Raw genomic sequence first — 14,618 nt, forward strand, 5'->3', positions numbered from 1 at the left:
TCAGCTGAACGCGATCACCCCCCTTCCTTCCCTGTTTGGCGAGCCACCGGCTCGCGCTCGCCCGCCCCCTTTGCCATCTCGGCCACTAAGATATCTGGCACCCCCCCTGGGTCGCGCCCCAGAAGCCGCTCCTTGAGGCTGGCGGCGATTCTGCGCGTGAGTGCTCCGAGTCTCGGACGCTGCTTTTCGGAAAACGGGATCGGCCGACAACTGTGCACCGCGGCGAGGCCAATACGCGCCATAAACAGGCTCGCCCCCATGCCCTGCCCCAACCGCGCAGACACGGTACTCAACATACTATCGCCCACCAGCTCCGGCCACAGCTCACTCACGGCATATTCGCTCGCGCCGCTATAGGCCACCAGCGCCAGTATTTTCTTAAACAGTCGCCAGCGCACCACGATGGAAGGGCGCACGCCATAAATCTGGGCAACATCGTCGATCATGCGCATGGATTGACGCAGCGCCACCAGAACATCCAGCGTCGTGAAAGGGCTCAACCCTACAAGAGCACCCGTGGTAGTGGCATGCCGCACGATACGTCGCAATGCCTCCTGATCCAGCGCCTCAAAAAAGTTGAGTTCCAGGTGCTTGAGCAGTTCGCTGTTATCGAAATAATCCGGCGTTTCTTCCTGCACTCTGGCCAAGAGCGCCCCCTGCGGCTTGCCGTCAAACAGCTCCCGCAACTGCTGATTAAGCGGCTCAACCGCATCAGTGGCGCGACTATCGCGCACCTCGGCGGCGAGCTGCTGGGTTTTCTGTAGTTTGCGCAGCGGTTTACCTGCGCGAAAATACTCCCACACCGCACTGGCCATAGTTAGCACCAGCGCGCCAATAATGACCCCAGCCAACAGCCCGAGGCTCCAGTGCATATCGGCTGCCCAGTAGAAAAACTGCCGCAACTCCCAGAACACGGCTCCAAACGTGAGAGCCAGTGCAGCAAGTAGTGCCGGCTTCCACAGGCGCAAGCGGAATACCGGTAGACGCAGCTCGGAAAAGGAAATGGTGTTGGGCAGGGACTCACCGGTTGTGATCGAGCGCGGCAGCTGCTCGGGCTCGTCGGCGAGAGATTCCACCCGGGTACTGGCACGCTCGCGCAGGGCTGGCTCCTCGGCATCCAGATTCTCGATGCGGGTCTGACGTCGGGGCTCATTGCGCCCTCCGGGAGCTTTACCGGCAGGAATGGCGTTATCGTCGGGCAAATCCGTCACACCTTGTCTCCCAGCAGTAGATTCAGTAGCGCATCGATTCGTATATGCGGCATATAGCCCTCCCGCCCGATGCCCAACGGCGGTCGCAACTGCGGGGGCAAGCCACCATTGTAATGTTGCCAGTCAGCTTCCTGCGGCAGGTGGGCGAGGATTTCTGCGTTCTCAAAGCCGAGATAGCGGCCATCCATACCATGCCCCACCAACATGCGCCGCCCGTCGCGCACATTTTCATTTGAACAGCGCACTGCGGCGATGGCCTCGCAATAAAGGGGTAGCCCGCGGTGGCGCGCTCCGGAAAACACCTGCTGCAGCTGCTGCCCCAACAACTGACGCAATGCGTCGTGATCAGCCGCCAGCACCTGATCCACTTTGGTTGCGGCGAATACAAGCCGGTCGATACGCGGCCGCCACAATTTACGCAACAGGCTATTCCTCCCGTAGCGGAAGGTATCGGCAATATGCCCGAACGCCTTGCGCATATCTTCCAATGCGTCTTCGCCGGCAAACAGTGTTCCGATCAGATCCACCAGTACCAGCTGGCGATCCAGATGACGAAAATGGCTATCTACAAACGGCGCTACCCGGGCCTCCACATATTCCCGGTAACGGGCCTCGAGGACACGGTAATTGCTGTTCTCCGGCAGCGCCGCCAGTTCTGTGGCGTTCTGATGCGCCAGTGCCGGTAGCGGGAAAAATCCATACTCGTCATTGTCGAGCAGCGCCCTACCGGGCTGCAGATAACTCAACCGGGCACTGCCGCGACAGTCACGCAAAAATTGCCGGTAATCCTGCCACAGGCTATCCAGCTCACGGGGATCCGCGGTTGCTTCGGGTACCAGCTTCGCCAGGCGATCCAGTAGCAGCGGTGCCAGTGCGCGACGACTCTCCCCCGCCAGTAAATCGCTCTGGTGCCTGCACCAGGTCGTAAAGTCCATGCGCAGCAACGGCAGATCCATCAGCCATTCGCCCGGATAGTCGCGGAATTCAAGAATCAGCTTCTGTCGGTAGTTGCGCCCGAGGCGGCGGCTCTGTAAGTGCAGGTGCAGTTCCAGGGCGGAGAGGTCGCGGGTCGATTCTGGCCAGCGCGGAGGATTGGCAGTCAGCGCATCTAAGCAGCGTTGATACTCGAACAGGGGTAACCCGGCGTCGACCGCGGGATGGAGCTCGGCGCCAATCAGACGACCATTCAAGGCCGGCGCAAAGCCTGGCAGCTGAGCCCTGTCAGGATGGCTCAACTGATAGATCAAACTGGTGATCAGAGTGGATTTTCCGGCCCCGCTGAGGCCGGCAATGCCAATACACAAACGCTGGTCGAGTAGGCGTTCGGCAGCCCAGTGGGATTTATCCAGCGCCTCCTTTCCCAATCGGCGCAACTGTTTCTTCAAGCCGCGCAAACGGCCGCTGCCGGTACCACCCTGGTTTTCAGAACTCACTCAAACTCCATTTACCCCATTGACCCTATACGCGACGCAAAAACAGCGCTCCAGGTCACAACCGCGCCGGCCACCGACCAGTATCACCACTCTACTCTACAAGCGCGATGTCTCCGGAACCCATCACCGAAAAATTCTCACTGGCCGGGCGCTTGAGCACGATGTCCCCCGACCCCATTACGGTGCCTCCGGCATTGGTAGCCTGCAGATTGCGGCCCACAAAGTCACCAGATCCCATCACAGTGATCTTCAGGTCGGCGACCTTGCCTCCAATAACCATATCCCCGGACCCCTTTATCTGCGCATTCAGCGCCTCACCGATAAAATTGTCCATGCGAACATCGCCCGAGCCTGTCACACCGGTATTCCCCTGCACAGCGAGAATAGTCCCGAGAATGAGGTCGCCGGAGCCGGTAACGTTGGTATTCAGTGACTCTGCCGCCACTTTCGCCACCTGAATCACCCCGGACCCGGTCACGCGTAAATCGAGTTCTGCGCTCTCGAGGGTGGTTGCGGAGGCTTTACCGGAGCCGGTAACACGTAAGGCAGTGATGGTCGGCAATGTAACGCGAAAGGCGATTTCCGGCTCACTGCTGACGGTGACTACACCAAACAGACTTTTGCGGTCAGACTCTACGGATAGAGACAGGGTGTTACCACTGACCTCCGCTCTGGCGTGTTCCAGATCATTTTTCTCCCCGTGAGCGGTCACGGAGAACTCAGGCCCCTGAACCACTTCAAGAGTGGAACCGCCCTTCAGGACAATGGCTGAGAAACCCTCCGCTGCGAAACTGCGGCTCTGTTCCGCGTAGCTACTCGCAGCCCCCGTGAGTAACAGTGGCGCCAACACCAAAGCGGTTAAAAAACGAGCAAAACTTGAAATTCTGGAACCCATGGTCCGATTACCTGTGGTCATTAGCTGATGTATGCGATGGCCCCTGGGGCTGCCACCTCCGTTCATTGCCAGTAGGACGCTACCGCGAAGGGGTTTGGATGCAGCGCAGCAACACCGACCCCGGCGCGATTATTCAGTGCTGTCGCAGTAACCGAGATCCACCAGGGCCTGGCGAATCTTCGCCGCCTCTGCAGCCAGTACTTCAGGTTCAGCCTGTTGCTGTAACGCGAAATCCAGATCGGGGATCTCGTTGATTGGTACCAGGTGGTAATGGGTATGGGGCACTTCCAGACCAGCCACCATCACCCCCACCCGCTTCGGGCTGTACACCTGCTTCTGCGCCTTGGCCACCTTGCCCGCCACGCTCATGAGGTGTGCATTCACCTCCGCGGGCACATCGTCCCAATGATCGATTTCCTCCACCGGAATTACCAGACAGTGGCCGGGTTTGATTGGTGCAATCGTCATGATTGCCACGGCCACGTCGTCGCGCCAGACAAAATGCCCCGGCAGGTCGCCATTGATGATTTGGGTAAAAATACTCGCCATTAAAGAGTCCCGCCTGGATAAAAGTGCTGCAAAGAATGCTGCGAAGTTTACCAGCGGCGATTCCCCTGTCACCAGCCCGACGCTGCGCGCCCCGATATACCACCCATGACACCTGACTCCCACGAGCTAACCGACAACTCGGAAGCCGCCAAAAATGCCGTAAAAATAGACTCCCGAAGCATACCGCGCCGCACTGTTGCGCCCAATTAAACGGGGCCTCAAACACCCGTGGAAGAGTGTGACAATTTCTTGCCATTTAGTTGGCAGTGGTATTTCCATCCCGTAATCTTGCCGCCCATATCGAAGCCGGCAGCCCCAACCTCAGCGAAAGCGGTAAATAACGCTCTCTCAATTGCCTACAAAAGCAAATACTTACAGGAAAAACGGGCGCCTGATAACTCTAGATCGACCGTCTCACAGGGGGATTTCATCCATGCCACAGGTTGTATCAGCAGTACCAGCACTCCGATCGTGCACAGACCACAACGAGCCGCGAATTCAGGCAGAGTGCAGCCTGCTCGACATCATCGGCGGCCGCGCGTTTATTGACCAGCTTGTCGGCGAGTTTTACCAGGCCATCGGCAAGTACCTGTCTGCCGAAGACGCATCCGATCACGCCAAGCAGACGACCCGCCAGGCGCTGTTTCTCAGCCACGCCCTGTCGGAACAGGCAGAGCCGGTTCACAGCGCCCGTGCCAGCTTTCTTGCCCGAGGCCTGAATCCGGCCTTGTTTGAGGCACTCATGGAATATTTTGAGGCACGCCTGCTGGAACTTGGTTTTTCCTCATCCTTCGGGGGGCAACTGGTACGTACCGTGACCGACCTGTACGACCGGAGTGAAACACCGCTGTCAATCGCCTGTTAAGGTACGCTCCGACGCCAACTGCTCCACCCCCCTTTGCCGCCCCCGCCGGCCTCGGTTGCGACCACCGAGGCCGCCCCATACAATGCACCCTCACACAGCCTATATCCCCGTTTGCTTTTCCTACTGTAAGCGGTAAGCGCTACAACTCACGCTCAAGATACAAGAGATTGCCAATGAAAATTGCTAACCACAGTGTTGTGGAGATCAACTACACCCTGAAAGATGCCGAAGGTACCGTGATCGACACATCCGAAGGTGGCCAGCCGCTGAAATACCTGCAGGGCGTAGGAAATATCATCCCCGGGCTAGAGCAGGAAATGCTGGACAAGAGCGCCGGCGACAAGTTCAAGGTTATCGTAGACCCGGAAAATGGCTACGGCCCGCAGAACCCGGAACTGATCCAGACTTTGCCGAAGAGCGCATTCGGAGGTGTGGAAGAGCTGAAAGTTGGTATGGCTTTCCGCGCCCAGAGCACCGAGGGTCAGCCGATCGAAGTTGAGATTATCGATATTGACGGTGACCAGGTAACCATCAACGGCAATCACCCGCTGGCGGGCGTCGAGCTGCACTTTGACATCGAAGTCGTTTCCGTGCGCGAAGCGACCCCGGAAGAAATCGACCACGGCCACGTGCACTGATTCGATCCCCTTCCCACAGGGCGGCTTCTCCGCCCTGTGCCCCCTCCCCTTCGGTTTATTATTCATATCCAATAGTAAGTGGTACCGGAACCCCTATGTCCGACTCTCTGCTCCAGAACAATCTGAGCGACAACTACCTCCAGCGTTTCGGCGGTATTGCAAGGCTTTATGGCACCGATGCCCTGCGGGTTCTGCACGGCGCTCATGTGGTGGTGATCGGAATTGGTGGCGTGGGAAGCTGGACGGCAGAGGCCTTGGCCCGCAGCGGAATCGGCCGAATCACGCTGATCGACCTGGATGATATCTGTATCACCAATACGAACCGGCAAATTCACGCGCTGGAGCACAGCGTAGGGGGAATCAAGGTTTCGGTGATGGCGGAGCGCCTGCGCAGTATCAACCCGGAAATTTCCGTTGCGACCGTCGAGGACTTTATCGCCAGTGATAATTTTGCCGAGCTACTGGCACCGGAACGGGATTCTATCGACCTGGTTATCGACGCTTTCGACAACGCCCGGGTCAAGGCGGCTTTGATTGCCTATTGCAAGGCGCGCAAGCTGCGTTTGATTACCGTCGGCTCGGCGGGCGGTAAACAGGACCCTGCCCAGATCACCTGCGCCGATCTCGGGCGCACGGTCAGCGACCCCATGTTGGCAAAAGTCCGCCAGCACCTGTATCGCTTTCACAATTTCCAGAAGTCCAGCAAACGTCAGTTTGGCGTGGATGCGATCTATTCCAGCGAACCCATGGTATACCCGCAGCCCGATGGTCAGGTGTGCCAGCAGAAAAGCAGCATGCAGAATGGGGTAAAGCTGGATTGCAGCGGCGGCTTCGGGGCCGCCACTATGGTCACAGGCACCTTCGGGTTTGTCGCGGCAGCGAAAGCGATTGACCGGTTACTGCAGCAAGCGCGAAAGGCGGGTTAACTAAAAACTCAGCGCGCACTCATCAAATCAAAAGCGCGCTGTACCAGTGCACGAAACCCATTACCGCGGGATTCACTCAGTTGTTGCGCCAAACCCAACTCATCGAACAGCGTCTGCAACTGCACCGCACTCACATCGCCAGACCGACAGCCCTCTAACTGCGATAACAGTAAAGCCCCCAATCCTTTCACGATGCGGCTATCGCTATCTACGGCGAAGTAATGCCGGTCGCCAACCTGACGATGCACCAACCAGGCACTGGACTCACAGCCCCGCACCAGGTTGTCGGATGTGCGGATGATGTCTTTGCGGTGAATCACCTTGGCCCACCCCATCAGGGTTCGGTAGCGATCCTGCCAATTGCGATGCCTGCGCAGCTGTTCAGCGTCCAGCGTCGAAAGATCGTCCCCTTGCCACTGCGTACTGGATATACCCTCGTCAGGCATTGCGCAAACCGGCTCTTGATCAACATCCAGCTGCTCAAGAAATTCTCGCACCGCGGCAATAAACCGGTCGAGATCCTGTCGTGTGTTGTACGCCGCTATCGAAGCGCGCAAAGTCGCGGTGTGACCAGCGGCCTGCATAAGCGGTTGCGCACAGTGATGTCCTACCCGCACCGCGATATCGCGCCCATCCAGCCACTGCGCCAGGTCAATGGCGGCACACCGGGGGTGAATAAAGCTGACGATGCCGAGATTGCTCTGCGGGCTACTGAGTAACTGCAACTCTGCAATCTGCGACAGCTGTTCGTGTAAGTAACACTGTAACTGCTGTTCGTGCCACGCCATTGCGACGCGGTCCTGCTGTGCCAGAAATGCCATACAGGCACCGAGACCTGCAATCGCCGCCAGTGACGATGTACCCGCCTCGAACTTGTGGGGCAGGTCCGCATAGTCGCTGGACAGCAGATCGACATTGGCGATCATCTCGCCACCCCCCTGCCAGGGGGGAAGTTGCTGCAGCAATTCCTCGCGCCCGAATACCAGACCGATCCCGGTAGGGCCGTAAAACTTATGCGCCGAGCAAACAAAAAAATCGCAACCGATCGCATCCACATCGACCTGGTCGTGCGCGGCCAACTGAGCGCCGTCGAGGACCCAGTACAAATTTCGGCCATCCAGTATCGCTCGCAGCGCCGCCAGGTCAGTGCGAAAACCAAGTGCATTGGAACCCGCCGTCACGGAAACGACCCTGGTGCGCGCAGACAGCACTTCATGCACCCGGTCGAACTGGGGAACACCAGCGATATCCGGCACAAAACGCAGACGCAGCCCGTGCCGCTCAGCCATCATCTGCCAGGGCACCAGGTTGGCATGGTGTTCCGCAGTGGACAGAACAATTTCATCGCCCGCAACCAAGGTGCTGCACAGACTGTTGGCGAGCAGATTCAAGCCTTCGGTCGCACCGCGGGTAAATACAATTTCACGGGGCGAGCGGGCATTCAAAAATCCAGCGGCGGCACGGCGAACGCGCTCTACCATCTCCGTTGCACGGCGCGCGAGCCGGTGACTGGAGCGATGGGTATTGGCATTACTGTGCAGGTAGAAGTCGTGCAATGCCTCAATGACACCGACAGGCTTTTGCGTGGTTGCGGCGTTGTCGAGATAGACCAGCTCCCGATTCTCCTCCTGAGCGAAGAGCGGGAAATATTGTTTGAAACGTTCGGGAGAGAAATACATGTTTGGTTAAATCCCGAAAAGTGCGCGGGCATTGTTTCCCGTCTGGGCAATCACCGTGTCCACCGGAATCCCACGCAACTCCGCCAGTGTTTGCGCAACCGCAGGCAGGTATTCCGGGCTGTTTCTTTCACCCTGGCGCCCCGCATGGGGCATATCCGGCGCATCAGACTCCAGTAGCAACTTGTCCAGCGGTACTTCGGCAAGGGTTTTGCGGGTCTTGGCCGCGCGCTGGTAGGTGATGGTGCCGCCGACACCGAGGGTAAACCCGAGTTTGATATATTCCTCCGCTATCTCGCGACTGCCGGAGAATGCGTGAATGACCCCACCTTTTTGCGGGCGGATGTTTTTCAATACCCGCTGCACTTCTCCGTGACAGCGTACACAGTGAACGATCACTGGCAGCGACAATTCCTGCGCTGCACAAAGTTGCGCCTCGAATACCGGCAACTGCTGGGCGAGGGGCGTATCAATATTGGCATCGAGGCCGCATTCGCCCACCGCAATGCAACGCGACGGCCCGGCTCCCCGCTTGCGCTCATGGGTCACCCGCTCAATCACCGCGCGCCCAACGTCCGACGGCGCCAGCGCAAGTTCAGCAACCCACCAGGGGTGCACCCCCACCGCCCCAAACCAGCCCGGTTCAGAATGCACGAGCGCGAACAGGTTTCGCCACTGGGGAATGCTCACACCGGGAATGATCAACCCCTGCATGCCCAGCGCCTGGCAGCGCGCCCATACCTGTGCGCGGTCAGCCGCGAAGGCGTCAAAATCAAAATGGCAATGGCTATCGAATAGTGCCATCAAGGCCCCCAGGAAACCTCGGACAAGGTGAATTCGCGATATTGAGGGCGTGAATTGTAGGTCGAGCGCGCCGGAAAAGCGACGCGCTCGCAAGGAAAGCTGAGCGTCAAAAGCAGCTACACACAGCCGCTACCGGCTGCAGGCGTCAGACCGCGCTGGACTGGCGCGCCAGCTTGCGCCCCTCTTCCAGCTCTACGCGAAAGTTTTTCACCATCTGGCGCAGGAAGAGACGCGGTGCCAGCTTGTACAGATAGGCACCCAGCAGGGTCTTGTCCCATGGGAACAAGCGCTCTTTGCCGGTAGCCACCGCGTTCAGAATACGTGCTGCCATCCAGTCCGCGGTGCGCACCTGGCCAACGGTACTCTGCGCGTGTTGCGCACGACCACCATCACCGGACAGCGCATTGGCGTCGATATTGGTGGCGACAAAGCTCGGATACACCATCAACACGGAAATACCGTCTTCCCGGACTTCCTCGCGGAAGGTTTCAAAATACTGATGCAGCGCACTCTTGGCCGCGCAGTATCCTGCACGCCCCAGCACCGGCATCCACCCCGCCATGGAACTGATATTCACCACACAGCCGCCAGCGGCACGCATCGGTGCCAGCAGTCCCTGCGCGAGCTCCACCGGCGCGTGGTAATCCACGGCCATTACCCGGCGAATCACCGCATTACTGGTCTGGGTGGAAAGACTGCGGTGGGTGATACCCGCGTTATTGATCAGCAGATCGACCTGAGGGTAGCGGGCGGCCAGCGCCTGACACAGTTGCGCAACCGATGCTTCGGCAGACAGATCCGCCACCTGCACATCCACCGTGACAACCGACTGGGTTAGCTCTGCCGCGCGCAGCTGCAGCGCTTCGCCATTCATATCCACCAACACCAGACGCAGGGGCGTCCCGCTGTCCTGGGCCCGCGCGGCAAGCTGTTGCACCATGGCCCAGCCGAGCCCGCCCGCGGCTCCGGTAACAACTGCAACCTGATCGCGGTTCACCCGCTTACCACGTAAAAAACTCATGCAGCCTCCCCCTGTCGCTCTTGTGTCTTCACTGCCTCGGCCGGCGTACCTTCAAAACGGGTAACCCGTGCGTCTTCTGCGCTTACCGAAATTCCCAATGCGTTATTGGCGAAATAGGCAAACGCCTCGGCCGAGGTTTTTTGCGGCTGGTAACCAAGCTCTGTTTTCAGGCGGTGATTGAGCAAGACAGGGCGATACTGCAGGAACATCACCTGGGCGGGCTGCACATTGCCAAGACGCAGACTGAAACTGAGTGACAGAATGCATTTCAGCAACCACACCGGTGGGCGCCGCAGTGGCTTCTTCAACAGTCGCGCGATCTCAGCCGGGGTAAGCGCATCGTCACCGGCAAGATTGAAAATACCACAGGCAGTGTGAGTGACTCCGTACTCTATGGCACCGATCACATCCTGGTCCCACACAAACACAAAGGGTGAATTGTGCCCACCGGGGTCGAGAATTCCTCGTCCGGAAAACAGTGCACTGATCTTGCTATTGGTCGTTGCGCCGACAATGGAGCACGGCCGGAATATCAACTGCTTGAGCTGAGGGTGGCGCTGACGATATTCAGCCAGCATCTCCTCTACCAGCCGCTTGTGATCGGAGTAGGCAAATTCTCGATTGCCGCGCAGTGGGTCAGACTCCTGCAGCCAGGCCGGGTTATCTGCATGATAACCGTAGGCCGCGCCGCTACTGGTCAGCGTCAGATGAGAAACACCCGCTTTGACACAGGCCTCCAGCACGTTCCGCGTGCCCTCCACGTCGATCTTGTATTCGCGCGCGCGATCACGCCCGGGCGATACCACAGAAGCCAGGTGCACTACGTGCGTGATGCGCTCTGCGCGCAACAGTTCCGCCAGAGCCGCATCACAGATGTCCATTGCCAGAATGGGAAAGCCGGCGTCACGCTGCACGATATCAATACCCATCACAGACATCTGTTTATTCAGGGACTCCCCCAGAAGACGGCCCACATAACCCGCGGCACCGGTAATCAATACCCGCTTGTCAGTCATTGTTAACTCTTATTTCCCAGGCTGCGACCGATCATCGCAGCGAAATCGATTTTGTTATGGATACCCGTTTTTTATTCGAGATCTGCCACTTTGTGGGTCAAACCGAATCGGGCTGCACGGCCCGCACTTTCTGTTCTTCGAGTCGTTGGCAGCGGTTGTTGGAATAACTCCAGTAACCGGCCAGGCAAAGCCCGGACACCAGGTGCCACACGCCCCAGAAACCGGCGATCACCAACATTTCGCCCGCCTGCGGATAAAAGGTAAACAGGATGGCAAGGGCCAGGCCGGAGTTCTGGATACCTACTTCCATGGTTACGGCACGCCGGTCCCCTACCGGTAAGCGCGCCGCCCGACTGGAAAGATCCCCGATGAGAAATGCCAACGCGTTGTGCACCACCACCAGCACCAGCACGGATCCGGCGATCTGCAAAGCCGTCTGCCAGTGTTTGCTGAAGGAAATAGCCACAAACAGCAGGAATACAAAAAGAGAGGCCGTACGGAAGTAGCGCTCACTACTCTGGGAGAACCGTGGAAAACGCGCACCGACCACCATCCCCACCACCATGGGGACCGCAAGCACCATGACCACGATCAACACCATGTTCTCTGCAGGCAGAGCGATGGCTTGCAGCAGGTCGCGAGTTTGAGGGTTGAGGCTGCCGTAAAGGGCAAAGTTGAACGGGGTCATTACCACCGCGGCGAGACTGGAGATGGCCGTCATGCTTACTGACGTGGCCACATTGGCACGCCCGATCCAGGTCATCACATTGGAAAAGGTACCGCCAGGACAGCAGGACACCAGAATCATTCCCAGCGCCAGTCCAGGGCTGATGTCCAGCGCCCAGGTGGCCGCGCAGGTGACTGCCGGCAGCACCAGGAACTGCGCCACCAGGCCGGTTATTGGCGCCACTGGCCTGCGCAGCACTCGGCGAAAATCCGCGCTGCGCAGTCCGAGGGATACGCCAAACATCATAAACGCTAGGATCGCATTAAGCGCGAGCAGCGCCGCCGGTGACATCTGGAATGTGTCCAGTGAGGTCGAGAAGACAGGGTTCATTTCATTCATAGTCCAGGCGACCTCAGCGGGTCGCCGCAGCGGCACTGGCTACAAAATGATCAGTATCCGCAAACTCATACCCCTTCAGCAAGTCTTCGGTGTGACCGGCCAGTGCTTTCAGGTAAGTGTCCTTGTGCACGTAATAGGCCATGCGCTCCAGGTTCAGGTAATTCATCCCGCCATCTGCGCGGCGCCCGGCCTGGGACCGCTTGATCGCTTTCAGCTTGCGCGCGGATTCGGCGCCGTCCGCCAGCTGGCGGATATACAGGGCCACCATTTCCGCCTGACGGTTGCGCCCTTCCCATCCGAGCCCGGCAGCTTCCACCATTCCCATCAGGAAAAGGTTGTCGTATTCCGGGTGGAAGACATTCAGGTAAAGACGCGGGGCGTAAGACTCCCAGTTCAGGTGCGCGCGATCGATAAACGGATAATGCAGCTTGTAACCGGTCGCCAGCAGGATCATGTCGTACTCGCCAATGCGGCCATCGGTGAAGGTCACCCGGTGGCCGTCCACTGCAGCGATATCCTTGCGCGCCTTGATATCCCCGTGGCCAATGTGGTGGAGGATCAGCGAGTTGATCACCGGATGAGACTCGAACATCTTGTAGTCGGGCTTTGGCAGACCGTATTGCTCGGGAGAGCCCAGCATGAACTTTGACAGAGCGGCACTGATTTTCTGCTGTATGAAGCGCGGCAGCTTGATCTTGCCACCCACAGCATCGGTGGCTTTACCACCAATAAACTTGGGCAGGAAGTAGTACCCGCGGCGCAGGCTGATATCAACACTCTTGGCGCGATGCGCGGCGTCCACCGCAATGTCCGCACCACTATTCCCGCACCCCACCAGCAAAACGCGCTTGCCCTCGAAAATCGCCGGATCGCGGTAATCGGACGAGTGCAGTAGTTCGCCGGCAAATTCACCAGGTAATTGCGGTTTATTGGGATGATGCAAGGTGCCATTGGCGATCAACAGGCCGCCGAAAACACGGGTCTGCTCTTCGCCCTTACAACGGGTGGTAATACGCCAGTCATCACCTTCACGTGCACAGTGCACCACCTCGGTGTCGAATTCATAGTGGCGATACAGGTCGAATTCCCGCGCGTACGCCCTGAAATAGGCTTTCAGCTCGCTGTGATGGGGGAACAGAGCAACCTCATCGCCCATCGGAAACTCGGCAAACTCCGTCATGCGTTTCGAGGAGATGAGGTGCGCCGACTCGTACATGGTGCTGGTGGGGCTGTCGATGTCCCACAGCCCACCGACGTCGCTGTGAATCTCAAATCCCACACAGGGGATGCCGTGCTTTGCCAGATTCCGTACACTACACAGACCCATGGGGCCCGCGCCAATCACCGCATAGGGCTTCATTATTCTTCTCGCTGTTTTTTCAGTTCATCAACGATGCCTGCTCCGCGCCTTGCCACGCTCTCAGACATACCGTTTGGGATCGAATTTGAATATAACGTGACATCCGGAGAGGCCGTCGTCATAATCGGGCAGTCTCTGGTTAATTTCGGACAGTGAATTTGAATACCGCTGATACTCGAAGCGTCACACTCAGCTACACCCGCGCTATTATTGCCGCCTTGGGGCGCCTGGACCTGGCACTCCCACACAGCGTGCAATCCCTTTTGGCCGCCATTAACGAGGAAGAGCGGGTGCCAATGGAGGTCCAGGAAGAGATATGGCTGGCGGTCCAGGAAGCCATTCCCGACCCCCTTTTAGGTATTCGCCTCGGCCAGGCCATGCAGGGCAGCCAGATGGGGCTGGTCGGCTACCTGCTGATGACCCAGAAAAATCTCGGCGCTGCGATCGATCAGCTGCTTATTTACCATCCGTTACTGGGCGAGGGCGGTCAGTTTGAGCTGCGCCGCAGCAGCTTCTATGTCGAGCTCTGCTACCGCCCCAACTACCTTCGCTGTGCGCGCCTGCGGGTTGAGACAGTCCTCTCTATCTGCCTGGCGCAGGCCCGCGCCATGACCGGTCGCGAGTTCCAGCCCCAGAGTGTACAGTTCGCCTACCCCACCCCCTCCCTCGCGGTGCAGCAGCAGTACCAACAATTGCTGCAGGCCCCGGTACAGTTCAACGCAGAAGTCTCCGCAATCCGCTTGCGCCCGCAGGACCTGGAGACCCCCCTGGTGGCCGCAGATCGCCAGGTCATGGCGCGACTGAAGCCGGAAGCGGATGCCCTGCTCAAGGCGCTGACCAGCAAGAGCCTGCAATTGCGCGTGGCACACCTGCTGCAGCAGGAACCCCAACTTAGCCGCGAGCAGGTGGCCGCACGCCTGTGTATCAGCCCAAGACATCTGGGCCGCAAACTGCTGGAAGAAAATGCCAGTTTTCGCGGGATACAGGATGAAGTGCGCTGTCATTACGCCTGTCAGTGGCTGCGCGAAGGGCAGAAAACCAACGTGGATATTGCCGCGGCCCTCGGGTACTGCGACGAAAGCGCTTTTGGTAAAGCCTTCCGCCGCTGGACTGGGCTCTCCCCCAAGGGATTCAAGGCACAGGAGTAAGCGCTACCGT

The 14,618-nt window shown here is 58.6% G+C and carries 14 protein-coding genes; 4 read left to right on the forward strand and 10 right to left on the reverse strand.

The genetic code is table 11. The features are described 5' to 3' along the window. Positions 1–14 precede the first annotated feature (14 nt). From AU11_RS04475 to AU11_RS04490, 4 genes are all read right to left on the reverse strand, one after another. On the reverse strand, positions 15–1,211 hold the full coding sequence (locus tag AU11_RS04475; protein WP_231491535.1) for a TIGR01620 family protein: 1,197 nt from the start codon (positions 1,209–1,211) through the stop codon (positions 15–17). Further along, positions 1,208–2,644 (reverse strand): YcjX family protein, encoded by a 1,437-nt coding sequence (locus tag AU11_RS04480; protein ID WP_051686947.1) that lies wholly within the window; start codon positions 2,642–2,644, stop codon positions 1,208–1,210. Before AU11_RS04480 ends, AU11_RS04475 begins: the two co-directional genes overlap by 4 nt. A gap of 91 nt (positions 2,645–2,735) precedes the next feature. Continuing rightward, entirely contained in the window at positions 2,736–3,539 is an 804-nt protein-coding gene (locus AU11_RS04485) for a GIN domain-containing protein (protein ID WP_043316787.1), read from the reverse strand. 129 nt (positions 3,540–3,668) lie between these two features. Continuing rightward, on the reverse strand, positions 3,669–4,088 hold the full coding sequence (locus AU11_RS04490; RefSeq protein ID WP_043316792.1) for an HIT family protein: 420 nt from the start codon (positions 4,086–4,088) through the stop codon (positions 3,669–3,671). Between the two features lie 433 nt (positions 4,089–4,521). Between AU11_RS04490 and AU11_RS04495 the strand changes: the two genes are divergently transcribed. The 3 genes from AU11_RS04495 to tcdA all read left to right on the forward strand — a co-directional run bounded on the left by AU11_RS04495 (position 4,522) and on the right by tcdA (position 6,517). Beyond that, entirely contained in the window at positions 4,522–4,953 is a 432-nt protein-coding gene (locus AU11_RS04495) for a hypothetical protein (protein WP_051686948.1), read from the forward strand. Positions 4,954–5,126: 173 nt separating this feature from the next. Next, complete coding sequence (locus AU11_RS04500) at positions 5,127–5,591, forward strand: peptidylprolyl isomerase (RefSeq protein WP_043316795.1); 465 nt, start codon at positions 5,127–5,129, stop codon at positions 5,589–5,591. A 95-nt stretch (positions 5,592–5,686) separates the two neighbouring features. After that, positions 5,687–6,517 (forward strand): tRNA cyclic N6-threonylcarbamoyladenosine(37) synthase TcdA, encoded by an 831-nt coding sequence (tcdA, locus tag AU11_RS04505; protein ID WP_081847928.1) that lies wholly within the window; start codon positions 5,687–5,689, stop codon positions 6,515–6,517. A gap of 8 nt (positions 6,518–6,525) precedes the next feature. On the opposite strand, the gene AU11_RS04510 is transcribed toward tcdA, so the two are convergent. From AU11_RS04510 to AU11_RS04535, 6 genes are all read right to left on the reverse strand, one after another. After that, a complete protein-coding gene (locus AU11_RS04510) occupies positions 6,526–8,196 on the reverse strand; it encodes an aminotransferase class V-fold PLP-dependent enzyme (protein ID WP_043316798.1) in 1,671 nt (556 codons plus the stop codon). A 6-nt stretch (positions 8,197–8,202) separates the two neighbouring features. Further along, positions 8,203–8,997, reverse strand: coding sequence for a TatD family hydrolase (locus tag AU11_RS04515; RefSeq protein WP_043316800.1), 795 nt, complete (start codon positions 8,995–8,997; stop codon positions 8,203–8,205). A 145-nt stretch (positions 8,998–9,142) separates the two neighbouring features. Next, positions 9,143–10,018 (reverse strand): SDR family oxidoreductase, encoded by an 876-nt coding sequence (locus tag AU11_RS04520; RefSeq protein ID WP_043316802.1) that lies wholly within the window; start codon positions 10,016–10,018, stop codon positions 9,143–9,145. Further along, positions 10,015–11,034 carry an SDR family oxidoreductase gene (locus tag AU11_RS04525; protein ID WP_081847929.1) on the reverse strand — a complete coding sequence of 340 codons (1,020 nt, stop codon included), beginning with the start codon at positions 11,032–11,034 and terminating at the stop codon, positions 10,015–10,017. The genes AU11_RS04520 and AU11_RS04525 overlap by 4 nt, the downstream gene beginning before the upstream one ends. Before the next feature lie 97 nt (positions 11,035–11,131). Beyond that, positions 11,132–12,100 carry a bile acid:sodium symporter family protein gene (locus AU11_RS04530; RefSeq protein ID WP_231491537.1) on the reverse strand — a complete coding sequence of 323 codons (969 nt, stop codon included), beginning with the start codon at positions 12,098–12,100 and terminating at the stop codon, positions 11,132–11,134. Positions 12,101–12,113: 13 nt separating this feature from the next. Then, positions 12,114–13,460, reverse strand: coding sequence for an NAD(P)/FAD-dependent oxidoreductase (locus tag AU11_RS04535; protein WP_043316804.1), 1,347 nt, complete (start codon positions 13,458–13,460; stop codon positions 12,114–12,116). A 158-nt stretch (positions 13,461–13,618) separates the two neighbouring features. Here AU11_RS04535 and AU11_RS04540 point away from each other — a divergent pair, with 158 nt between their 5' ends. Continuing rightward, complete coding sequence (locus AU11_RS04540) at positions 13,619–14,608, forward strand: AraC family transcriptional regulator (RefSeq protein WP_043318156.1); 990 nt, start codon at positions 13,619–13,621, stop codon at positions 14,606–14,608. Positions 14,609–14,618 lie beyond the last annotated feature (10 nt).

It is taken from the genome of Microbulbifer sp. HZ11, assembly GCF_000708675.1.
Classification (GTDB): Bacteria; Pseudomonadota; Gammaproteobacteria; order Pseudomonadales; family Cellvibrionaceae; genus Microbulbifer.

What these genes read in the sequence shown, in the direction of transcription:
- AU11_RS04485 (WP_043316787.1), bottom strand. Translation starts at nt 3,539, where the DNA reads ATGGGTTCCAGAATTTCAAGTTTTGCTCGTTTTTTAACCGCTTTGGTG.
- AU11_RS04490 (WP_043316792.1), bottom strand. Translation starts at nt 4,088, where the DNA reads ATGGCGAGTATTTTTACCCAAATCATCAATGGCGACCTGCCGGGGCAT.
- AU11_RS04495 (WP_051686948.1), top strand. Translation starts at nt 4,522, where the DNA reads ATGCCACAGGTTGTATCAGCAGTACCAGCACTCCGATCGTGCACAGAC.
- AU11_RS04500 (WP_043316795.1), top strand. Translation starts at nt 5,127, where the DNA reads ATGAAAATTGCTAACCACAGTGTTGTGGAGATCAACTACACCCTGAAA.
- tcdA (WP_081847928.1), top strand. Translation starts at nt 5,687, where the DNA reads ATGTCCGACTCTCTGCTCCAGAACAATCTGAGCGACAACTACCTCCAG.
- AU11_RS04510 (WP_043316798.1), bottom strand. Translation starts at nt 8,196, where the DNA reads ATGTATTTCTCTCCCGAACGTTTCAAACAATATTTCCCGCTCTTCGCT.
- AU11_RS04515 (WP_043316800.1), bottom strand. Translation starts at nt 8,997, where the DNA reads ATGGCACTATTCGATAGCCATTGCCATTTTGATTTTGACGCCTTCGCG.
- AU11_RS04520 (WP_043316802.1), bottom strand. Translation starts at nt 10,018, where the DNA reads ATGAGTTTTTTACGTGGTAAGCGGGTGAACCGCGATCAGGTTGCAGTT.
- AU11_RS04525 (WP_081847929.1), bottom strand. Translation starts at nt 11,034, where the DNA reads ATGACTGACAAGCGGGTATTGATTACCGGTGCCGCGGGTTATGTGGGC.
- AU11_RS04530 (WP_231491537.1), bottom strand. Translation starts at nt 12,100, where the DNA reads ATGAATGAAATGAACCCTGTCTTCTCGACCTCACTGGACACATTCCAG.
- AU11_RS04535 (WP_043316804.1), bottom strand. Translation starts at nt 13,460, where the DNA reads ATGAAGCCCTATGCGGTGATTGGCGCGGGCCCCATGGGTCTGTGTAGT.